Source organism: Vibrio sp. HI00D65 (assembly GCF_001635455.1).
Classification (GTDB): Bacteria; Pseudomonadota; Gammaproteobacteria; order Enterobacterales; family Vibrionaceae; genus Vibrio.
The window spans coordinates 83,392-104,436 of record NZ_LWEH01000159.1 but is presented as its reverse complement, the minus strand read 5'-3'; the positions used below and the strand labels follow the sequence as shown (position 1 = coordinate 104,436).

The window sequence follows — 21,045 nt, the reverse complement described above, 5'->3', positions numbered from 1 at the left end:
ACTCAAGCCTAATTAAGCTTGGTATTTTTTGATTACTAGCGTTGCGTTCGTACCGCCGAAACCAAAGCTGTTAGACATAACTGTTGTTAGCTCTTGTTCGCGAGCTTCAGTTACGATGTCTAGGCCAGCAGCTGCTTCGTCTAGGTTAGAAACGTTAATGCTTGGAGCGATGAAGCCGTTGTCTAGCATTAGCGTTGAGTAAATCGCTTCGTGTACACCAGCTGCACCTAGAGCGTGACCTGTCATCGCTTTAGTTGCCGAAATTGCTGGGCTGTTGCCACCAAATACTTCTTGGATAGCACCTAGCTCTTTCACGTCACCAACTGGAGTTGAAGTACCGTGAGTGTTCACGTAATCAACGCCATCAACGTTTTGCATTGCCATCTTCATACAACGAACCGCGCCTTCACCAGAAGGCGCAACCATGTCGTAACCGTCTGAAGTTGCGCCGTAGCCTACGATCTCACCGTAGATTTTCGCGCCACGAGCTTTAGCGTGCTCAAGTTCTTCGATAACTAGCATGCCGCCGCCACCAGAGATAACGAAACCGTCACGGTCTGCATCGTAAGTACGAGAAGCTAGCTCAGGAGTATCGTTGTACTTAGTAGAAAGTGCGCCCATTGCGTCGAACATCATAGTCAGAGACCAATCTAGCTCTTCACCGCCACCAGCGAATACTACGTCTTGCTTACCGAGTTGGATAAGCTCCATTGCGTGACCAATACAGTGTGCAGATGTTGCACATGCAGAACTCATAGAGTAGTTCACACCACGAATTTTGAAAGGAGTTGCTAGACAAGCAGAAACCGTTGAAGCCATTGTACGTGGAACCATGTATGGACCAACACGCTTAACGCCTTTCTCACGGATGATGTCTACTGCGTTTACTTGGTTAAGAGAAGAAGCACCACCTGAACCCGCAACGATACCCGTGCGGTCATTAGATACTTGCTCTTCTGTTAGGCCAGCGTCTGCAATTGCTTGCTCCATTGAAAGATAAGCGAATGCCGCTGCATCACCCATAAAGCGCATCTTTTTGCGGTCAATATGGTCAGCAGGGTTCATTTTAAGGTTACCCCAAACTTGAGAGCGTAAGCCATTTTCCTTGAACTGCTCTGAAGCGGTAATACCAGATTTACCCTCTTTCAGTGATGCTAAAACTTCTTCGACGTTGTTACCGATACTTGAAACAATACCCATACCGGTGATTACGACTCGTTTCATGTGACATTCCTATAATTCTAAATTCAGCTAGATGATAACTAAGAAGCCTAACAAAAGTGGTCAGCTTTCCTAGAAATTCGTACAATCCCTACCAACATATCGCTTCAAATCACAAAATGATAGATTTTATGACTTCAATTACTAATGCTGAGCTGGAATGGAATGAGTCTGGCACGCCAGTTTCAGACCAATTTGACGATGTTTACTTCTCCAACGTAAATGGTTTGGAAGAGACTCGTTACGTTTTTTTAAAGCAAAACCACCTTCCAGAGCGTTGGCTTGAACATGATCAGCGCCGTTTTGTGATCGCTGAAACTGGTTTTGGTACAGGCCTCAACTTTCTTGCGGTTTGGCAATGGTTCGATGCTTTCCTTAAAGATAACCCTCAAGCTATTACCAAAGAATTACATTTCATCAGTTTTGAGAAATATCCTTTAAACAAAGAGGATCTCATCAAAGCGCACCTAGCGTGGCCAGAATTAGCCGAGTATGCGACGCAACTCCAAGAACACTACCCTATCGCCCTGCCTGAATGTCACCGCATTGTATTGGGCGATGGTGCGATCACATTGGATTTATGGTTCGGCGATATCAAAGACTGTATGCCAAGCGTGCCTACACCAAAGCAAGGTTTGGTAGATGCATGGTTCCTAGATGGATTCGCCCCAAGCAAAAACCCAGAGATGTGGAACCAAAACCTATTCAATGGCATGGCAAAACTGGCCAAGCAAGATTGTAGCTGTGCGACTTTCACCGCGGCTGGTTTTGTGCGTCGTGGTTTGATTGAAGCTGGCTTTGAGATGAAGAAGGTCAAAGGCTTTGGTACTAAGCGTGAAATGATTGCAGGCCGACTTGGCGAAAAACGTGCTCATACCAATATCAAGCCTTGGTACGATCTATCAGAGCACAGTAACTCACTAGACATAGCTATCATCGGTGGTGGTGTTGCCAGTGCTGCATTGGCTAAAACACTGAGCCGCCGCGGTAAGAACATCACACTTTACTGTGAACACCAGCAAGCTGCAGGTAACGCCTCTGGTAATAACCAAGGTGCGATTTACCCGCTGTTGAGTGAAGCGACCTCAAACGTTTCGCGTATATTCAGTCCTGGATTGTTGTTTGCGCGCCAGTTCATCAATCAAGCCGCAACATCGATTGAATTCGATCATAACTGGTGTGGTGTGAACATTTTGATGTGGGATGAGGGTTCGACTAAGAAGCTCAATCGCATGTTGGAAGGTAATTTCCACACCGATTTGATTCAGCGTTTATCGCCAGAGCAAGCAAACGAAAAGATCGGTTTACCCGTTGATAAAGAGAGCGTCTACTTTCCTCTAGGTGGATGGTTAAGCCCACTTCAGCTTACCCAAGGCCTTATTGGTCAATTGGAACAAACCAATAAAGTAAGTACACACTATCAACATCAAGTAACTCAACTAGAGTGGCTCGAAGCTGAACAACAATGGCTACTAACGATTGAGACACCACAAGGTCAGATTCAAACTAAGCATAACCAAGTAGTGGTTGCGAACGGGCATAAGTTCACTCAATTTGAGCAAACTCAACCTGTACCTCTTACTCCGGTTAAAGGTCAAGTGAGCCACATTCCAACCACGGAAAATCTTAGCAAACTCAGAACCGTGTTGTGCTTTGATGGCTACCTAACACCACAAAACCCAAACAATGGACACCATTGCATTGGCGCGAACTACGACAAAACCAACATCGACCAAGAGTTTGATGCTGAAGTTCAACAGCACAATGGCGAGCGCCTTCATGGGTCACTGCCAAATCAAGCGTGGACAAAAGAAGTCGATACCAGTGGCAACCTAGCGCGCCAAGGTATCCGCAGTGTAAGCCGAGATCATCTTCCGTTTGTCGGTAACGTTGGTAACTTTGAAGCCATTAAAGAGCAGTACCAAAATCTGCATAAATTTAACCCACAGCGTGACTCGGTTGACGATGTTGAAACTATCACTAGCTTCCCTAACCTATTCTGCTTTATCGGTTTAGGCTCACGAGGGTTAAGCTCAGCTCCCTTACTTGCAGAAGTTTTAGCATCACAAATCTGTGGCGATCCACTGCCTCTGCCAGCTGATGTACTGGAAGCCATCCACCCAAGTAGAATGTGGGTACGTAGGCTGCGTAAAGGTAAGGCGTTAACAGCAGGGTGGGTTGCAGATAAACAAGCGAAAGCCAATCAATAGCTGACGGATTACTCGTTCGTTAATTCAGAGTATTTGCAATGAAAAAGCACGAGTGACACTGCGTCTCTCGGGCTTTTTGTATCTGATCACTTAAACTTTCAAAACGACTTTACTGGGTTTAAGTATTGATTGCGAAGTTAAAGCTTAGCGACGGCCTCTTTGATCTGTTGTGCGACCTCTTCGTTGCTGATAGCACCGGACTCAAAGTCGAAGTTATCGTGGAAGCTTGGTACAGAAACTGAGGCTTTTACGTTACCGCCAAAGTACGGTGCAGAACCTGTTGCCGCGCCAAGTACTGTTTGCGCACCACCTGGGCCAGGAGACGTCGCTAGGTATACTGCAGGCTTCTCACCAAATACTGAACGCTCAATACGTGTCGCCCAGTCAAATAGGTTTTTGTACGCTGCTGGATAGTGGCCATTGTGCTCTGCGAAAGAGATCACAAATGCGTCCGCTTCTGCTAAGTCACGCAAAAATGCTTGTGCACCTTCAGCTTGGCCAATCTCTTTTTCCGTGTCTTCACTGAACATAGGAACGTTGTAGTCATTGATGTCGAGAACTTTTACGACAGCATCTTCAATCAAGTTAGCTGCGTAAGTTGCTAGTGTTTTGTTGATAGAGGTAGAGCTTGTGCTTGCGCCGAATGCGATAACTTTCATGATGTAATCCTTTCTGTAATCTCGTTAAGTGGGATCAGAATAACGTAGTCAGAAAATGGAACCATCACAAGGATTGAACAGACTCATTCAAAAATTTCGAATGAGTCTCAAACTTCAATGCTCAGCAGAATGGAAAGGAAGGGACTGAGCAGGTATCACCAGGAATTAAGCTTGGTTTTGCAGCTCAACCCAAAGGTCATTCACAATAGTGCGATCTGCTGGTGTGAGTTCAGAGCGAGCATCATCTAGGCTCTTCTCAATACGCGCTTTCACCTCTGCCAAATCTTCTATGCCTTCTTCTTCACATGAAGCCACTGAAAGAGAGATATGACCACGTAAGTAACCACCCGCAAACAGTTCGTCGTCTGATGCGTTTTCAATACGAGCATCAATTACTTCAAGTAGTTTTTCTTCAAATTCGATAATCATAATATTCTCTTATTTCACAATAAACTGGCTAGCACACAGAGGTTCTACATCGTAGAAGTCGCGCAACGCTTCGGAAAGCATTTTAACTCTTGGTGGAAGACCAACTTCTAGGATACCCATCACTTCGTTGTGTACTTTATGCATAAAGGCCAAACGATCTGGCTCAAAATCGCCGTGTAGATTGTCACAGCTAACATTAAAAGGAAAGCCTGCACTGGTCGCAATGATCCATTCATACGCTTGCGGGCGGATTTCTACCTTTTCAAACTCAGCTTGAACCGCTTCTGTTCGGCCATCTGGCTCATACCAATAACCAAAGTCCTCCACTAGACGACGTTCAGGGCCCGCTACACACCAGTGCGCGATCTCGTGCAATGCAGAGGCATAGAACCCGCGAGCAAACACAATACGATGGTGAGGAACCTGTTCATCGGCTGGCAGATAAATAGGCTCATCTTCACCCAGTTCGAGTCTAGTATTGAAGCTCTCGAAAAAGGTTTGGTTGAAGATATTGATGATGTCTGGATATTGGTGCGTCATAGAATCAAATTAAAGTAAAAAGAACAGGCGCATTTTGCGTTTTTTTACGCGCTCGGTAAAGCCCTCTTAGGGGTAATGACATTAGCAATATCGTTATCCTATCGGTGGACAATCGATTGCAGCATCCAGATAATACCACTTTTAGGTGAATGATTAGTTTAGCTAATCTGAAATGCTTATTCACGGTACAAATATTCATTCGTCAATCGCTAATTTTGCTACTACACTCGCGCTTCATTTTTATACCTCCAAGGCCTATAAGACTCCAATTTATAGACCTAAATAATAGAGCTACAGCAATGCTACTAAGTGTTTTGTATATCATTGGCATCACGGCAGAAGCCATGACCGGTGCTCTCAGTGCTGGTAAACAAAAAATGGATTGGTTTGGTGTAATGTTGGTTGCCAGCGCAACGGCAATTGGCGGTGGTACAGTGCGAGACATCTTGCTTGGCCACTACCCGTTAGGTTGGGTTGAGAACCCTGAATTTCTTGCGATTACTTGTGTGGCAGGCGTTGTCACAACGGGCTTAGCTAAGTGGGTTATTAAACTTAAAGGTTTGTTCATTCGTTTAGATGCACTGGGACTGATTGTATTCAGTATCATTGGTACTAAAGTGGCGATGAACATGGGCCTTCATCCAATGATCTGCATGGTATCAGCACTGGTTACTGGCGTATTTGGTGGTTTGCTGCGTGATCTTATCTGTCGTCAAACACCGCTGGTGCTACATGAAGAGCTTTACGCCTCTATCGCATTGATTGCTTCAGGTTTATATCTGGGCTTACTTGAGTTTGGCATTAACGACGTCACTGCAACGATTGTAACGCTTGTGATCGGCTATTTGCTGCGCATGGCCGCAGTGAGATTCAAGTGGCGCTTGCCTTCATTCCAGCTTGATCCTGAAAGCTCTGTGCATTAATAGCAAATACCACTAAAAAACAAAAAAGGGTTGCTCCAATAGAAAGCAACCCTTTTTTCATTCACTCAATCGTTAGATTTGAGGAGTCTTCGTCGTTACGCCATGGTTCTGACCACGATGGCGTAATAGATGATCGAGTAGAACAATCGCTAGCATCGCTTCTGCAATTGGCACCGCACGAATACCAACACATGGATCGTGACGACCTTTAGTGATGAGCTGCGTCGCTTCACCATCTTTAGTGATAGTGTCACCCGGTACCGTAATGCTTGATGTTGGCTTAAGCGCAATGCTTGCCACAATATCTTGGCCAGTAGAGATACCACCTAAAATACCGCCAGCATGGTTGCTAGTGAAGCCTTCAGGCGTTAATGGATCTCGGTGTTCGCTGCCACGTTGATTAACCACTTCAAAGCCATCACCAATCTCAACACCTTTAACAGCGTTAATGCTCATCAGCGCGTGGGCGATGTCAGCATCTAAGCGATCAAAGATCGGCTCACCAAGGCCTACAGGCACTTTAGTCGCAACCACTTGAATCTTCGCACCAATCGAGTTGCCTTCTTTTAGTAGATCACGAATCAGTTGGTCAAACTCAGGTACTTTATCTGCATCAGGGCAGAAGAAAGCGTTATTTTCAATCTCGTTCCAATCGACTTTATCAATTGAGATATCACCCATTTGAGAAAGGTAAGCTTGGACTTCAATACCAAATTCTTGTTTTAGGTATTTCTTTGCAATCGCACCAGCCGCAACACGCATTGCTGTTTCACGAGCTGAAGAGCGACCACCACCACGGTAATCACGCACACCGTACTTTTGATGGTAGGTGTAATCAGCGTGGCCTGGGCGGAATTTATCTTTAATTTCGGAATAATCTTTAGAGCGTTGGTCTGTATTTTCAATCAATAGACCAATAGAAGTACCCGTAGTTTGGCCTTCAAATACACCTGATAAAATCTTTACTTCATCTGCTTCACGGCGAGCCGTTGTGTAACGAGAAGTACCAGGGCGACGACGATCCAAATCTTTTTGAAGGTCTGCTTCAGTAATTTCTAATCCTGGTGGGCACCCATCTACGATACATCCTAGTGCGATACCGTGACTTTCTCCGAACGTGGTCACGCGGAAATGTTGTCCGATACTGTTTCCTGCCATTACTTCCTCTAAATCAGCCATCAGCAGAAGGTTTGATTCCTAAACCCGCTGGTGAACAGCTTTACTTGTCTATTCTTCGTGAATTCATAGTGGCTTTATTACCAAATGATGTAAACCCCAAAAAAGGAACAATTTTAACTTTCTATTAGTAAGTTCCACAACGTCTTGAGATCTTAGCAACCAGTGCAAAGAAAATAAAAAAGTTCCAACTCAATTTCATCGACTTTAAAATGTCTCTTTATTGATGTTTTTTGTCTTTATTACAATAAAAAACCAGGAGTTTTAGCCATATAATTAAACCCATAATAGACAGGATAAATGATTAACCACATCTAACAGGACAATTGTCAATGAAACATCAAAATATAAGAAACATTGCCATTGTTGCACATGTAGACCATGGAAAAACATCGATAGTTGATACGCTCTTACGCCAAACAAATTCATTATCTCGACAAGATGAAGGTAAGCACTTATTACTCGATTCAAATGACCAAGAACAGGAACGAGGCATTACTATTTTATCAAAGGTAACTGCCGTTGATTGGAAGGATCATCGAATCAATATAATCGATACACCCGGGCATTCAGACTTTAGTGGTGAAGTAGAGCGAGTCATCGATATGGCTGACGCAGCATTAGTTGTTGTTGATGCAGTCGAAGGGCCGATGCCTCAAACTCGTTTCGTGGCTGAAAAGGCAATCAAAAAAGGGCTAAAAATTTTAGTTGCCATTAATAAAATTGACCGCAGAGAGTCTAACGTATCAAGGTGTTTGGATAAATTATATGACCTACTCATTCAACTAGGTGCAACGTTGGAACAATTAGACTTCCCTATTGTATGTTGTAGCGCTCGCTTAAACTATGCCTATAAATATTTATCTAAACCGATAAAAACAGAAGGTATGGCCCCCTTATTAGACCTAATAATAAATAATGTTGAGGCTCCAAAAGTTTTAGAAAGCTCAGAACCTTTAATGCAAATCCACCAACTTGATTATTCACCATATATCGGACTAATTGGCATTGGTCGTGTATTGGCAGGCGGATTTACAAAAGGTCAGAAAGTTATTATTACAAGTCAGGGGAAACCGGAAAGAAGTGCGACAGTAAAAGAAGTCTTTCGCTCTCATGGGCTTAATAGAGTTGCAATCCCAGAAGGAGATGTTGGAGATATTATTGCTATATCTGGTATTGATAACATATGTATTTCAGACATTATAACGACTAAAAATAACAAATTAAAACTAGGACAACTACAAATCGATAAACCAATGGTGTGTATCCAATTTAGCGTTAATGACTCTCCATTCGCAGGACAAGAAGGAAAAGTACTTCAGTCAAAAGCTCTTACAGAAAGGTTAAGGCTTGAAGCAACACATGATGTTGCTTTGAAAATAAAATCATCCAATGATGCTGGGTGTATCGACGTTTCCGGAAGAGGTGAATTACACCTTGGTGTTTTAATTGAAAAGCTGAGGAGAGAGGGCTCAGAATTTTGTATTTCAAGACCTAAAGTAATAAATAATGAAATGAATAAAAATCACCACGAACCATATAATAAGTGTTTTATCACCTGCTATAACAAAAATATCAGTGACATAATCTATGAGTTAACGAACAGAGAAGCCACTCTTATATCAAGTGAAACAGCAGGCGATGATCAAAGTAACTTAGTTTTTAGAGGGTCATTAAGAGGAATGCTTGGGTTGAGACATTGCCTGAATAACCTCTCAGGGGGTACTGCATCATTTCATTTTGAAGAGGACGGATTCGGCAATAAGAGTAGCGAGAACGTTGGGCAGAGGATCGGAAGCGTAATGGTTTCAAATGGAACAGGTAAGGCATTAAACCATGCGTTAGCTCACCTGCAGGATCGAGGTAGAATGATGATTACGCACGGTGAAAAGGTATATAAAGGACAAATAATCGGTGCAGCCATAACACCATCAGACCTTTATGTTAATTGCAGACAGGGCAAACAACTAGCCAGAGTTTGGAGAACCACTGCAGATAAAAACTATGCGATGAAAGCCACTTTCGCAATGAGCTTAGAACAAGCAATGACTTGGATTAATGATGACGAATTAATCGAAGTCACACCTCTTAATATTAGACTAGCAAAACGCAATTAAACAATATGTAAGGATAGTTTTATGATGAGTTTTATTTTCTCATTACTATTAATATCGGTAATCAGTATATTTACACGTAAAAAGCAATTAGGTTATGTAATATTTACTATATCATTAATTATAAGTTTATATTGGTTTAACCACCATGCAACAGATACCCTATCTATTTTATTATAAGGGGCAATTCAATGAATAATAAAAAAATAACCATATTCAATACACTTGGTCTTCTCGGTATTACCGTCGTTTTACTCATGGGATCAATCTTACAAGTATCTTTAAATGAATTACCTTGCCCACTTTGCTTGTTGCAACGTTTAGGTTTTGTAATGGTAATGTTTGGCTTTATGTTGAACGTAGTTTACGGTACTGAGCAACGACATTATGGCATTATTTTAATTGGTGCACTATTTGGTGCTGCTACGTCCCTTCGCCAAATATCATTACATGTTATCCCTGGTACTCCTGGTTATGGTAGCGCAATATTTGGCATGCATTATTATACTTGGGCTTTTGTTATTTTCGGTATGACAATTTCCGGAGTAGCACTCTTACTTATGCTCTGGAATAATGATTGTAAAACAAAAGAACATCAAATGACCACATTTGGAAAAGGCGTATGCATTATTGCAATTATTACAGTGCTGATAAATGTTATTTCAACTTTTTTAGAGTGTGGTCCATATGAATGCCCAGCAGACCCAATCAGTTATTGGTTTTCCGATCTCTTTATATAACTGACTATTTTAAAACCGTCAGGTCAAGATAGCAAAATAAAGGCCCAATTGTTGATGCAGTTGTGCCTTTTTGGAATGGAAAATAGTAATCAATTAACAAAGGTTAATGACCTCGGTTGAAATTGCCTCTATGTTTTAGCCCCAAATAATAAGGAGAAAGGTAATGATCGAGTGGAGAGTGAAAAAATTTGCGGAGCTATCGGTTGATGAGCTCTATGATTTCTTACGAGAAAGAGTCGATATTTTTATCGTAGACATGAAAACACCCTACAGCGACTTGGATGGCAAAGATAACCATCCCGAGACCTATCACGTCATTGGCTATGATAACGAACGTCTCGTGGCTTACAGTCGTATTATGGCTCCCAAACTTGGATACCCTTGTGATGTGCTCCCATTGATCAACGCGGATGCCGATGATGTATGTATCGGTCGTGTCATCGTCGCAAAAGAGTACAGAGGTAAGCAGGTAGGTAACCAACTCATGCAAGTAAGCTTCGATACGACTCGAAAAATTTACCCGGAAAGCTCTATTTTCATTTCAGCGCAAGCACACCTGAAAGACTACTATGGTAAATTCGGTTTCGATGTGGTGACGGACAGTTATTTAGAAGATGGATGTACTATGTTGGGCCTTAGATATATTCCAGAGGTCGTGATGGTTTAACAAAAGCAGAAAGTTTAACTCACCCTAAAATGCAAAAAACCCGACAACTCAGAGAGCTATCGGGTTTCTTTTAATAATGGCACGCCCTGTAGGATTCGAACCTACGACCACATCCTTAGAAGGGACGTGCTCTATCCAGCTGAGCTAAGGGCGCGCTACAGGAATGGATTATACGAATTCGAATCATGAAAGCAACGGCTTTATGTAACATTCTGATCTAAGTGAGTAAAAAAAGGTCAATAAACTTATAAGTGTTGAAAAACAGAGCAAAGCAATCGTTTGCTTTGTGGTAATCAAAAAGATTTTCTGGAATAATGCGCCAAAAACATCAGCCACTAACTTGAATATCAATACTAAGGAAATTCATGACTGCTCAAAATATTGATGGAAAGCTAATTTCTCAAACGGTTCGCTCCGAAGTAGCTGCACGTGTAAAAGCTCGTACTGAAGCTGGATTACGCGCTCCGGGCCTAGCGGTTATTTTAGTGGGTGAAGACCCTGCTTCTCAGGTTTACGTTGGTAGTAAGCGTAAAGCGTGTGAAGAAGTTGGCTTCGTATCTAAATCTTACGATTTGCCAGCTACTGCAACAGAAGATGAACTGTTAAACCTAGTCGACCAACTGAACCTAGATCCAGAGATCGACGGTATTCTGGTTCAACTGCCTCTACCTGCTGGCATCGATAGCACTCACGTTCTTGAGCGCATCACACCAGAAAAAGACGTTGATGGCTTCCACCCATACAATGTCGGCCGTTTGGCTCAGCGTATGCCAAAGCTTCGCTCTTGTACGCCAAAAGGTATCATCACCCTGCTTGACCGTTACAACATCGATTTACGTGGCAAGCACGCTGTTGTTGTTGGCGCTTCAAACATCGTAGGTCGTCCAATGACCCTAGAACTGCTTCTAGCAGGTTGTACAACGACTACATGTCACCGTTTCACTAAAGACCTTGAAGGCCACGTACGTCAAGCAGACGTTGTTGTGGTTGCTGTAGGTAAGCCTAACTTCATTCCTGGTGCTTGGATTAAGAAAGGTGCAGTTGTGGTCGATGTTGGTATCAACCGTTTGGACTCTGGCAAGCTAGTAGGTGACGTTGAATACGATGTCGCGAAAGAGAGCGCAAGCTTTATCACACCAGTACCGGGTGGTGTAGGTCCAATGACAGTAGCAAGCCTGATTGAAAACACAATGATCGCTTGTGAGCAATTTCACTCGAAGTAATCTATCAGCGCAGTATAAATAGAATTAGAAAGCCGCAACGTGATATACGCTGCGGCTTTTTTGCGAAAGACCACTTACTACTTATCTGGAGTCTCGACTTTCTCGACCAGCTCTGAAGGCGGCAGTAAACTGATGATCTCACATTCTGTCGATATCAGCTTTTCTAAGTCAGCCCCTTGAGTAATTAAACGGAAGTCCCCGTCATTGATGACTCCAAGCAAAATCGCTTTAGGATAAAGCGCGTTAAACTCATTCAGATCAAATGCCTCTGTCAGCCCTGTACTCTTAATTTGGCTACCTTGTGCCATTAATGAGTTGAGCTTGGAGTAGGTGACGCCTTCCTCAAATAGACTTCGGTTGCCATCTCGACTCACTTGATGCCTTTCATGCTTACTCTCTGGTGACTCAAGCTCAAAAACCTTATTGGCACCAAACTCGTCTTGATAATGCATGCTGACTAACGGGTTAGTTTGACGATAAGGCGAAACAATCATCGCTCGCCCTATCCCATCCAATTCCAAATTATTTTCGGCGTGACTGGAAGCTGGGTTGCCAAAGTAAACATTCAAGTTATCCATGCGCGCCAAGCGAATGCTCTCCCAGTTAGTATCCGCAAGCACACAATTTATGTTGTGCGTCGCGAGCACCTTGGCAAACTGCCTTACAAAGTGGGTGGCACCAAAGAAGATAACCCCTTGCGCTTTCTCTTGAGTGACTCCTAGCCTTCTCGCCCACCAGCTCGCAGTTAAGCTCTGAATAACAACCGTACCTATGATGACCAAGAACACCATAGGGACCAACAGGTCTGCGCCCTCGATCAATTGCTTCTCTTGAAGTTTGATCGCAAACAGAGAAGAAACCGCTGCCGCCACGATCCCGCGTGGTGCCATCCAACTTAAAAACCATTTATCTGCAGAACTAAGATCCGTGCCGATCCCGCTGATCCACACACTTAGCGGGCGAGCCACCAGCATAACCACCGCTAATAACCCTATACCACCCCAACCTATCGACAAAAACGCGCCCGAATCGAGTCGACTGGCCAACAAAATAAACAGCGCAGAAATGAGCAACACAGTCAGGGTTTCTTTGAATTCGATGATGTCTTCGATATCCAAGCCCTTTACATTGGCAAGCCAGATCCCCATGATGGTCACGGTTAACAAGCCCGATTCTTCGCTCAAGTCATTAGAGAAGGAGAACGCCGCCAACATTAACGTCAGTACCGCTATATTTCGTAAATAATGAGGCACCCAATGCCCTTGCAGCATCTTGGCAATCAAATGGCCACCGATGATCCCTAAGCCTAAACCAATAGCTAAGGTTAATCCCAGAGCGGAAAGGACATGTCCAGTAGGATCTGCTGAAGAGACAATGTATTCATAAACCAGAACGGCAAACAGAGCGCCTATTGGGTCAATCACAATCCCTTCCCATCGCAAAATGCTACCAAGAGAGGCTTTAGGCTGAATACTACGCAGCATAGGCACAATCACTGTCGGCCCCGTCACCACCACCAAGGCACCGAATAGCGCCGCTAATGACCAGCTAAAGTTAACAAAGTAGTAAGCACCGACCACAATGCACGCCCATGTAATCAGCATGCCTACACTCACTAGATGAGTCACCATGCGACCATGGCCTCTTATCTCCTTGAAGTTAAGCGTCAATGCACCTTCGAACAGAATAATGGCAACCCCCAGTGAAATCATTGGGAATAAAACTTCACCAAAGATGGCGTCGGGATTAAGGACATTTAAGCCGGGACCCAATAACAGGCCAACAATAAGAAGAGGGAGAATCGCGGGAAGACGCAATCGCCAGCCGAGTAGCTGACAAGCTAGAGACAAGAGTCCAATTAGCGCCAAAGAAGAAGTAATCGACAAATCCATTTATGCCCCTAAATAATTGGTGCCACGCCCTGTGGTCCAAATCTGTTGACTGAAACAAGAAAGCCTACGCCATTAAACTATAGGCTCTCTTTCTCATGCTAACCGAATATTATTGTGATTAATCAGTCACTTTACTATAGGGGAAATAAAGTGACTGACTCTTTCACTCAGTACCTATCATCGAGCTAGAGTGAAAGTACCACGCCAGCAATCGCTGCACTCATTAGGTTAGCAAACACACCTGCACAAATTGCTTTAAAGCCGTATTGTGAGATGAAAGAGCGACGCTCAGGCACCAAGCTACCTAGGCCACCAATCAAAATCGCCATTGTTGAAATGTTAGCAAAGCCACACAGTGCAAAGGTTACAATCGCTTGTGAATGCTCGCTAAGAACCTCTTTCGCATCCATTAACTGAATGAAAGCGACAAATTCGTTCACAACAATCTTGTTACCGATCAGTGAACCTGCCACAACAGCTTCAGACCACGGCACACCGATCAGCCATGCAACGGGTGCGAACACATAACCTAGGAGAAGTTCGAAGCTTAGGTTTACGCCAAACCAACCACCAACAATACCTAGCAAGCCATTCAGCATTGCAATCACACTGATAAAGGCAAGGAGTGTCGCACCCACCGCAACGGCAATACGAAGTCCAGACATAGCCCCATCTGCCATTGCCTCAACTACGTTTGTTGCTCGTGGAATTTCAACATCAGACTCAATGTTTTCTTGAACATCGTCAGCTCTGCCAGGCACTAGGATTTTGGCCATTAACAAACCTGCAGGTGCAGACATAAATGCCGCTGCAATCAGGTAGTTTAGGTCAACACCAAGCGATGCATAACCAACAAGCGTGCCACCCGCTACAGACGCCAAACCACACACCATCACTGCGAACAGTTGCGAGTCCGTCATGTGTTTCAGGTAAGGCTTAACCACCAATGGTGCTTCAATCATGCCAACGAAGATATTTGCAGTTGCAGACAGTGATTCAGCGCGGCCTGTACCCAAGAACTTCTGCAGCGCACCACCTATAAGGTTGATAACTTTTGGCATAAAGCCAATGTGGTACAAACCAGAGATAAGCGCAGAGAAAAAGATAATGATGCCCAGAACATTAATCGCGAAAACGAAACCGTTGTTCGTAAGGCCACCAAATAGGAAATTAATCCCTTCTTGACCGTAGTTGATCAAGCTAGATACCGCACCTGTGGCTGCACTCAACGCTTCTTTACCCATTGGTACATACAGAACCAATAGCGCGAATGAGATTTGTAGTAAGAAAGCCAAAGAGACTGTTCTTAGTGGAATATTTTTTCTGTCCGTAGATAGTAACCAAGCGGCAACTAAAATAGTAATAATTCCAAGTAGCGAAGCCATGTGCGTCAACCTAAAAGTTGTAGTTAGGGGAAAGGCGACGCATTCTATAGAGGAAATCGTTTGCGGCAAGCAGCGGTTGTTAATGTGATGTTGGGGTAATCACCTTTGAGTAATAGTTTTAATTAAGTCATTGAATTTTAATAATTAACTTTGATTAAAAAGCATACTATTTCCATATGGAAATTATATTTATAGATTTGGAAACAGTTAACGATGCAGTTCAACGCACGTTTTTAGGTTTTCATCCCAGTACGTCGGCGATCCAATATGATCTTTGATGAACTCAATCACCGCAGAAAGCTTCTTCGGCATGTTCTTTCGACTCGGATATACAGCATAGAACGGCATCAGCTGACTCGCTCTCCACTCCGGCAAAACTTGGATTAATTTGCCCGTTCTGAACTCTTCCTTCACTAAGTAAGTGGCTAAGTAAGCCACGCCCCACCCTGATACCGCTGCGTCTCGAACTGCCTCAGCTAAATCCACCGAATAATCACCAGCTACTTTTACACTGAGGTTCTCTTGCCCATTATCAAACGCCCACGACGTGTAGTCTCGCTCTCGGCTACGATAGATAAGGCAGTTGTGGTCAATCAGATCCGACGGTACGTGTGGCGTCCCGGCTTTAATCAGGTAATCAGGCGATGCGGCTACCACAAACTGGCTGTCAGCTAATCGCTGCGCAATATACCCTTCAGGCAGGTCTTCGTTATTGGTGATCCAAAGATCCAATCGCTCTTCAATCATATCCACTTTATAATCGAACAGGTGGACTTCGATTCTCAATTGAGGATACAACTGTCTGAGCTCATCAATCGCAGGAATGATATGTAAAGTGCCAAATGACTGCGACAGCCCGACACGCAGTATTCCAGAGATATCGTCACGCTGGCTGTCCATATCCATTTGAGCTGCTTTTACCGTGTTAAACAGTTGCTCACAGTGCTGATAGAAGACTTCCCCCGCTTCCGTTAGCGTGAGGCTACGTGTAGTTCGTTGTACCAACTTGATACCAATAGAGTCTTCAAGCAAAGCAACTTGTTTACTGATATGAGACACCGAAACGTTCAAGCTTTTCGCAGCACTGGTAAAGCCATCATGCTTAATTAGTGCATGGAATATCACCATCTGTGCAGCTCTATCTGTTAGCACAAGACCACCTTCTTAAAACTCTAAAATATAAAATCAAAAAGGACTCCGAAGAGTCCTTTAGTTCGTTCTGCCTATGGTAGACCAAATGCCATCAAAGCAAGCTCTACGAATGAATATAATTAGGTCTACTAATCAAACTTGATTCTGTCTGCTAGATGACTAACTGCCAAAGCAAAGTAGTAAGAACGATTCCACTTCATTAACACATTGTAGTTGTTGTAAACGAGGTAAGAACGGCCCGCTTCGTCATCTGGCATGATTAACCAAGCTTTAATGTCTTCATCAAGATTAGGTAATGGGCGATCGTCATAACGCTTAATACCCAGTTCAGACCACTCTTTTAGGTATTTCGCTTTGTCTTCAGAACGACCTTGCAAATCAATAGACACCGTTGATGGTACGTGAACCTGACGACCCCAAGTGTACTTGTCATCCCAACCGGATTGGCTCAGATAATTCGCCGCAGAGGCAAATACATCTTCTTCCGTACCCCAGATATCTTTCTTACCATCGCCATTGCCATCAGCGGCATACGCTAAGAATGAGCTAGGCATAAACTGAGGTTGACCCATAGCACCAGCCCAAGAGCCTTTCATCTCTTTCGGGGTGATATGTCCTTGGTCAAGAATAGTCAACGCCGCCATCGCTTCACTGCGGAAAAACGCTTCTCTGCGCCCTTCGTAAGCCATCGTCGTTAAAGCATCGATAACGCTGTAATTACCGGTGAATTTACCGAAGTTACTCTCAACGCCCCATAAAGCGACAATGAATCGCGGCTGAACGCCATATTCATCACCAATGCGCTTTAAGGCTTTGTAATGCTTCTTATACAATGATCTTGCTTGTTTCACTTTCCAATCTGGCACTGCTCGTGGAATGTACTCATCCAGAGTCAGTTTCTTTTCAGGTTGGTTTTTATCCGCTTTGACCGCTCTTGGCTTAAACGTTACACCATCAAAGGCTTCATCAATGATCGCTTCTGAAATGCCTTCTTCACGGCCTTGTTGCTTTAGTTTTTCTACATATTGCTCGAAACTCAGTTCTTGAGCCTGTACTGAGCCAATGGTCAGGCTATTACCTAAAAGTAATGCCGACACCGCCAATATGCTTTTCGAAAATTTACTCAACGATCACTCCTCCCTGAATTGAGATAGTTATCACTCTTCGTCTTGATTGTTTTGCTGAGCTTTGCGCTCTTTATACAGCTCAAGTTCGTTTACTGGTGGAGGCGGAACCTGCAAAAAGAAACCATCGGTGTTCAGTGATTCTCTCACTTTATCGATGTTCACTTGAGCCAGTTTGCGACCGTCCATTTTAATTACCATTACAAAACTAGGTTTACCAAACATTTGCATCAGTGCGTCAGGAACTTGTGAGAAATCATCCTTCTTAGGGATATAAAGGTATGTTCCTTCTTTCTTTAAGCTTTTATATATAGAACACAGCATGACAAACCTTTTTAATTGATTATGACTACAAAACTCTCACTTGCGAGATCAAGAGTTTATGTTAGGGAAATATTGGGAACAAAACGTTCATTTGACAACAAGATTACTTGCTGTGCTTGGTCTGGGAATATAACATGATAAACCTAGTTTCAGGCAATGCCCTTTATTTTATTAATAAAGAAATTGTACCAATTCGCTATTGAGGTCCTGTAGTTTTTCGATGTCTAGTAACCCAGATCTAAAAGGTAGCAGCTTTACGCTATCTGTTTTGCACTTATCCGATGATCAAGTCGAAAATGCAGTCTCTTTTCTTCAAGAGAAGGTAGACCAAGCACCCACTTTTTTTGCTGCTGCGCCTGTGGTTATCAACATCAGTAAAGTGGCTGGCGATATCGACTTCGTAAAGCTAAAAGATGGCATCTCTCAAGCGGGTATGATTCCGGTTGGCGTCGCTGGTTGTTCTGACAAGCGCATGCAAAACCTTGCTAGAGAAGCTGGCTTCGCGGTCATGACGGCAAGTAAATCCCCATCTCAAGCACCTGCAAAAATGGCACCGATTAAAGTGATTAGAACCCCGATTCGTTCTGGACAGCAGGTATACGCAAAAGATGGCGACCTATTAATCCTAAGCCACGTAAGTGCAGGTGCAGAAGTAATTGCCGATGGCAGCATCCATATTCATGGCACATTACGCGGCCGTGCGATTGCCGGTGCAAGTGGTCAAACTGAAGCAAAAATAATTTGTAATGATTTACAAGCTGAGCTGGTTTCTATTGCAGGAAATTACTGGCTCAGCGATCAAATTGAAAGCGAGTACTGGCAGAAGAAAACCATGTTCAGTATGGCAAACGATGTATTACACGTTGACGTCCTCGCAATATAAGAGAAATAAAAGGAAAAAATAATGGCACGCATTATCGTTGTAACGTCAGGTAAAGGCGGGGTAGGCAAAACGACCTCTAGTGCAGCTATTGCCTCAGGTCTGGCTCTGAAAGGAAAGAAAACCGCAGTTATCGACTTTGATATCGGTCTGCGTAACCTTGATTTAATCATGGGTTGTGAGCGTCGTGTTGTTTACGATTTCGTTAACGTTATCAATGGTGAAGCAACGCTTAACCAAGCGATGATCAAAGACAAGCGCACAGACAACCTATTTATTCTTCCTGCTTCTCAAACACGTGATAAAGATGCACTAACTAAAGATGGTGTTCGTCGCGTATTTGATGAACTGGATGAGATGGGCTTTGACTTCATCATCTGTGATTCACCTGCAGGTATCGAGCAAGGCGCGCTAATGGCGTTGTACTTTGCTGATGAAGCGATTGTAACAACTAACCCAGAAGTCTCTTCTGTACGCGACTCAGACCGTATTCTAGGTATTCTTGACTCTAAATCTCGTCGTTCAGAAGAGGGCTTAGAGCCAGTGAAGACTCACCTTCTACTGACTCGCTACAACCCTGCTCGCGTAAATCAAGGCGAGATGCTAAGCGTACAAGATGTAGAAGAGATTCTGCACATTTCACTGCTGGGTGTCATTCCTGAGAGCCAAGCAGTACTGAATGCGTCGAACAAGGGTGTTCCAGTGATCTTTGACGAAGCAACCGATGCGGGTATGGCTTACAATGATACTGTAGAGCGACTACTAGGTAGCCAAGTTGACTTCCGCTTCTTAACGGAACAGAAGAAAGGCATCTTCAAACGACTGTTCGGGGGCTAATACACAATGTCATTACTAGAGTTTTTCAGACCACAGAAGAAGACCACTGCAAACCTAGCCAAAGAGCGTTTGCAAATCATCGTTGCTGAACGTCGTAGCCATGACGATCCAGCGCCGTCTTACCTGCCGCAACTAAAAGAAGACATCTTGAAGTGTATTGCTAAGTACGTAGAAGTAGACCCATCAATGGTTGACCTTACGTTCGAACACAAAGATGACGATATCTCGGTACTAGAGCTGAACGTTAAGCTGCCTGAAGACGATAAGTAATCATTACTATCTCGTCAGCAGATTGAATAAAAAAGAGAGCTAAGGCTCTCTTTTTTGTGCCTGCGTTTTGTTCTTAAACAATCTGGCTATTTGATTGCTTTATTCAGCTTCTCGCCAACCAGATCTAAACGCCAGCCTTGCATCACATCCGGCAGTTTTTCGGGATTACGATCGTGCTTCCAAACCCAGCTCAACATTTGGTTTAGCTGTTTCTTCGATGCCAAAAACTCAGTCGCTAGGCCACTGTGTTGCGAAGCGGTTTTCACTTCATCTTTTAACACTTTAAATACTTGTTTATAGCCCGGGTAGTCCATTAGGCGTTCAACTGGTGCTGGGTACTCTTCTTCTGGCGTGTGTTCCGCTAACTTAACGATTGAGCTGATCTTCGCGCCATGACGACGTACAGAGCGAAAATCAAAACCTTCCTCTTCCATACGTTTTGGATTCTTTATCGCAAAACGCGCGACAGCCCAAAGGTCTTGTTCTTTAAAAATAAAGTTCAATGCGAGATCGCGCTTAATCGCTTCTTTCAAACGCCATGTAGCAAGCGGTCTCAAGATAGCAAGTTGCTGTGGCTTAAGTTGCCATGCGCCTTTGATATCAAGGTAAGCCGTATCTGGGTTAACTTTACGGATACGCTTCGCCACCTGCAGGTCAGACTCTTGTTGCGCTGCTTCCCACCAGCCTGCTTCCATCACTTTCTCAAGAAGCTTGTTGTACATAGGCATTAAGTAATGAACGTCTGCTGCCGCGTAGTCGAGTTGCTTTCGAGAAAGCGGACGCGCCAGCCAATCAGTGCGAGATTCACTCTTATCTAGATCCACACCAACAAACTCTGAAACCAAAGCAGCAAAGCCCGTTGATAAGCCATGCCCTAAGAACGCCGCCATGATTTGAGTATCGACCATTGGGGTAGGTGTACAATCAAACGCATTCTGGAATACTTCTAAATCTTCACCGCATGCATGTAGCACTTTCAGTACTGAAGCGTCTTTCAATAACCCAACGAACGGTGTCATTTCATCAAGAGCAATAGGGTCAATCAGAGACAGCGTTTCACCGTCAAATAACTGAATCAAGCCTAATTGAGGGTAATAGGTTCTTGTACGAACAAACTCCGTATCAAGCATAACGACATCGGCTTCACGTGCTTGTTGGCAAACTCGCTCAAGGTCTTTCAATTGGGTAATGATTTGATAATCCACAAAAACTCTCACTGGTTTCTATTTGATCGCCGGATACAAAAATGCCGACATTAACTGTCGGCATTCTAACACCA

The 21,045-nt window shown here is 43.7% G+C and carries 21 protein-coding genes and 1 tRNA gene; 10 read left to right on the top strand and 12 right to left on the bottom strand.

The window, feature by feature from the left end:
- Positions 1-12: 12 nt before the first annotated feature.
- Entirely contained in the window at positions 13-1,224 is a 1,212-nt protein-coding gene (fabB, locus tag A3712_RS14070; protein WP_063523967.1) for a beta-ketoacyl-ACP synthase I, read from the bottom strand.
- A gap of 56 nt (positions 1,225-1,280) precedes the next feature.
- Between fabB and mnmC the strand changes: the two genes are divergently transcribed.
- Entirely contained in the window at positions 1,281-3,431 is a 2,151-nt protein-coding gene (gene mnmC, locus A3712_RS14065) for a bifunctional tRNA (5-methylaminomethyl-2-thiouridine)(34)-methyltransferase MnmD/FAD-dependent 5-carboxymethylaminomethyl-2-thiouridine(34) oxidoreductase MnmC (RefSeq protein ID WP_063523966.1), read from the top strand.
- 137 nt (positions 3,432-3,568) lie between these two features.
- On the opposite strand, the gene A3712_RS14060 is transcribed toward mnmC, so the two are convergent.
- The 3 genes from A3712_RS14060 to A3712_RS14050 form a co-directional block, all read right to left on the bottom strand.
- Positions 3,569-4,090 (bottom strand): NADPH-dependent FMN reductase, encoded by a 522-nt coding sequence (locus A3712_RS14060; protein ID WP_063523965.1) that lies wholly within the window; start codon positions 4,088-4,090, stop codon positions 3,569-3,571.
- Between the two features lie 165 nt (positions 4,091-4,255).
- Positions 4,256-4,519: a YfcL family protein gene (locus A3712_RS14055; RefSeq protein WP_004737967.1), complete on the bottom strand. Its 264-nt coding sequence runs from the start codon at positions 4,517-4,519 to the stop codon at positions 4,256-4,258.
- A gap of 9 nt (positions 4,520-4,528) precedes the next feature.
- Complete coding sequence (locus tag A3712_RS14050) at positions 4,529-5,059, bottom strand: elongation factor P hydroxylase (protein ID WP_063523964.1); 531 nt, start codon at positions 5,057-5,059, stop codon at positions 4,529-4,531.
- Positions 5,060-5,358: 299 nt separating this feature from the next.
- On the opposite strand from A3712_RS14050, the gene A3712_RS14045 reads away from it, so the two are divergent.
- Positions 5,359-5,982: a trimeric intracellular cation channel family protein gene (locus A3712_RS14045; RefSeq protein WP_063523963.1), complete on the top strand. Its 624-nt coding sequence runs from the start codon at positions 5,359-5,361 to the stop codon at positions 5,980-5,982.
- A gap of 72 nt (positions 5,983-6,054) precedes the next feature.
- Here A3712_RS14045 and aroC read toward each other — a convergent pair whose 3' ends face one another.
- Positions 6,055-7,140: a chorismate synthase gene (gene aroC, locus A3712_RS14040; protein WP_063524014.1), complete on the bottom strand. Its 1,086-nt coding sequence runs from the start codon at positions 7,138-7,140 to the stop codon at positions 6,055-6,057.
- Positions 7,141-7,490: 350 nt separating this feature from the next.
- On the opposite strand from aroC, the gene A3712_RS14035 reads away from it, so the two are divergent.
- The 4 genes from A3712_RS14035 (at position 7,491) to A3712_RS14025 (ending at position 10,679) form a co-directional block, all read left to right on the top strand.
- Complete coding sequence (locus tag A3712_RS14035) at positions 7,491-9,275, top strand: GTP-binding protein (RefSeq protein WP_063523962.1); 1,785 nt, start codon at positions 7,491-7,493, stop codon at positions 9,273-9,275.
- A 21-nt stretch (positions 9,276-9,296) separates the two neighbouring features.
- A complete protein-coding gene (locus A3712_RS28325; RefSeq protein ID WP_231891811.1) occupies positions 9,297-9,452 on the top strand; it encodes a DUF5993 family protein in 156 nt (51 codons plus the stop codon).
- Positions 9,453-9,463: 11 nt separating this feature from the next.
- Positions 9,464-10,012, top strand: a complete 549-nt coding sequence (locus A3712_RS14030) for a disulfide bond formation protein B (protein WP_063523961.1) — start codon at positions 9,464-9,466, stop codon at positions 10,010-10,012.
- 163 nt (positions 10,013-10,175) lie between these two features.
- Complete coding sequence (locus A3712_RS14025; RefSeq protein WP_063523960.1) at positions 10,176-10,679, top strand: GNAT family N-acetyltransferase; 504 nt, start codon at positions 10,176-10,178, stop codon at positions 10,677-10,679.
- A gap of 77 nt (positions 10,680-10,756) precedes the next feature.
- On the opposite strand, the gene A3712_RS14020 is transcribed toward A3712_RS14025, so the two are convergent.
- Positions 10,757-10,833 (bottom strand) — tRNA-Arg (locus A3712_RS14020).
- Positions 10,834-11,044: 211 nt separating this feature from the next.
- Between A3712_RS14020 and folD the strand changes: the two genes are divergently transcribed.
- A complete protein-coding gene (folD, locus tag A3712_RS14015; protein WP_063523959.1) occupies positions 11,045-11,902 on the top strand; it encodes a bifunctional methylenetetrahydrofolate dehydrogenase/methenyltetrahydrofolate cyclohydrolase FolD in 858 nt (285 codons plus the stop codon).
- Between the two features lie 77 nt (positions 11,903-11,979).
- Here the strand turns inward: folD and A3712_RS14010 are convergent, their stop codons facing one another.
- The 5 genes from A3712_RS14010 to A3712_RS13990 all read right to left on the bottom strand — a co-directional run bounded on the left by A3712_RS14010 (position 11,980) and on the right by A3712_RS13990 (position 17,779).
- Positions 11,980-13,794, bottom strand: coding sequence for a cation:proton antiporter (locus A3712_RS14010; RefSeq protein WP_063523958.1), 1,815 nt, complete (start codon positions 13,792-13,794; stop codon positions 11,980-11,982).
- A 185-nt stretch (positions 13,795-13,979) separates the two neighbouring features.
- Positions 13,980-15,179: a NupC/NupG family nucleoside CNT transporter gene (locus A3712_RS14005; RefSeq protein ID WP_063523957.1), complete on the bottom strand. Its 1,200-nt coding sequence runs from the start codon at positions 15,177-15,179 to the stop codon at positions 13,980-13,982.
- Positions 15,180-15,386: 207 nt separating this feature from the next.
- The gene (locus A3712_RS14000; protein WP_080566522.1) at positions 15,387-16,307 is read right to left on the bottom strand and encodes a LysR family transcriptional regulator; all 921 of its coding nucleotides are present in this window, start codon (positions 16,305-16,307) and stop codon (positions 15,387-15,389) included.
- A gap of 152 nt (positions 16,308-16,459) precedes the next feature.
- Complete coding sequence (locus tag A3712_RS13995) at positions 16,460-17,458, bottom strand: lytic murein transglycosylase (RefSeq protein ID WP_061033721.1); 999 nt, start codon at positions 17,456-17,458, stop codon at positions 16,460-16,462.
- A 30-nt stretch (positions 17,459-17,488) separates the two neighbouring features.
- Positions 17,489-17,779, bottom strand: coding sequence for a YcgL domain-containing protein (locus A3712_RS13990; protein ID WP_063523956.1), 291 nt, complete (start codon positions 17,777-17,779; stop codon positions 17,489-17,491).
- A 220-nt stretch (positions 17,780-17,999) separates the two neighbouring features.
- Here A3712_RS13990 and minC point away from each other — a divergent pair, with 220 nt between their 5' ends.
- From minC to minE, 3 genes are read left to right on the top strand one after another with little or no spacing between them, the layout of a single operon-like run.
- A complete protein-coding gene (gene minC / locus A3712_RS13985) occupies positions 18,000-18,662 on the top strand; it encodes a septum site-determining protein MinC (RefSeq protein WP_063523955.1) in 663 nt (220 codons plus the stop codon).
- A gap of 21 nt (positions 18,663-18,683) precedes the next feature.
- Positions 18,684-19,496 (top strand): septum site-determining protein MinD, encoded by an 813-nt coding sequence (minD, locus tag A3712_RS13980; protein WP_004737950.1) that lies wholly within the window; start codon positions 18,684-18,686, stop codon positions 19,494-19,496.
- A gap of 6 nt (positions 19,497-19,502) precedes the next feature.
- Complete coding sequence (minE, locus tag A3712_RS13975; RefSeq protein ID WP_004737949.1) at positions 19,503-19,766, top strand: cell division topological specificity factor MinE; 264 nt, start codon at positions 19,503-19,505, stop codon at positions 19,764-19,766.
- Between the two features lie 86 nt (positions 19,767-19,852).
- Here minE and rnd read toward each other — a convergent pair whose 3' ends face one another.
- Positions 19,853-20,971 (bottom strand): ribonuclease D, encoded by a 1,119-nt coding sequence (rnd, locus tag A3712_RS13970; protein WP_063523954.1) that lies wholly within the window; start codon positions 20,969-20,971, stop codon positions 19,853-19,855.
- Between the last annotated feature and the right edge of the window lie 74 nt (positions 20,972-21,045).

Coding starts and splice junctions, on each gene's coding strand:
- fabB (WP_063523967.1), bottom strand. CDS start 1,224: ATGAAACGAGTCGTAATCACCGGTATGGGTATTGTTTCAAGTATCGGT.
- A3712_RS14060 (WP_063523965.1), bottom strand. CDS start 4,090: ATGAAAGTTATCGCATTCGGCGCAAGCACAAGCTCTACCTCTATCAAC.
- A3712_RS14055 (WP_004737967.1), bottom strand. CDS start 4,519: ATGATTATCGAATTTGAAGAAAAACTACTTGAAGTAATTGATGCTCGT.
- A3712_RS14050 (WP_063523964.1), bottom strand. CDS start 5,059: ATGACGCACCAATATCCAGACATCATCAATATCTTCAACCAAACCTTT.
- A3712_RS14045 (WP_063523963.1), top strand. CDS start 5,359: ATGCTACTAAGTGTTTTGTATATCATTGGCATCACGGCAGAAGCCATG.
- aroC (WP_063524014.1), bottom strand. CDS start 7,140: ATGGCAGGAAACAGTATCGGACAACATTTCCGCGTGACCACGTTCGGA.
- A3712_RS14035 (WP_063523962.1), top strand. CDS start 7,491: ATGAAACATCAAAATATAAGAAACATTGCCATTGTTGCACATGTAGAC.
- A3712_RS28325 (WP_231891811.1), top strand. CDS start 9,297: ATGATGAGTTTTATTTTCTCATTACTATTAATATCGGTAATCAGTATA.
- A3712_RS14030 (WP_063523961.1), top strand. CDS start 9,464: ATGAATAATAAAAAAATAACCATATTCAATACACTTGGTCTTCTCGGT.
- A3712_RS14025 (WP_063523960.1), top strand. CDS start 10,176: ATGATCGAGTGGAGAGTGAAAAAATTTGCGGAGCTATCGGTTGATGAG.
- folD (WP_063523959.1), top strand. CDS start 11,045: ATGACTGCTCAAAATATTGATGGAAAGCTAATTTCTCAAACGGTTCGC.
- A3712_RS14010 (WP_063523958.1), bottom strand. CDS start 13,794: ATGGATTTGTCGATTACTTCTTCTTTGGCGCTAATTGGACTCTTGTCT.
- A3712_RS14005 (WP_063523957.1), bottom strand. CDS start 15,179: ATGGCTTCGCTACTTGGAATTATTACTATTTTAGTTGCCGCTTGGTTA.
- A3712_RS14000 (WP_080566522.1), bottom strand. CDS start 16,307: ATGGTGATATTCCATGCACTAATTAAGCATGATGGCTTTACCAGTGCT.
- A3712_RS13990 (WP_063523956.1), bottom strand. CDS start 17,779: ATGCTGTGTTCTATATATAAAAGCTTAAAGAAAGAAGGAACATACCTT.
- minC (WP_063523955.1), top strand. CDS start 18,000: ATGTCTAGTAACCCAGATCTAAAAGGTAGCAGCTTTACGCTATCTGTT.
- minD (WP_004737950.1), top strand. CDS start 18,684: ATGGCACGCATTATCGTTGTAACGTCAGGTAAAGGCGGGGTAGGCAAA.
- minE (WP_004737949.1), top strand. CDS start 19,503: ATGTCATTACTAGAGTTTTTCAGACCACAGAAGAAGACCACTGCAAAC.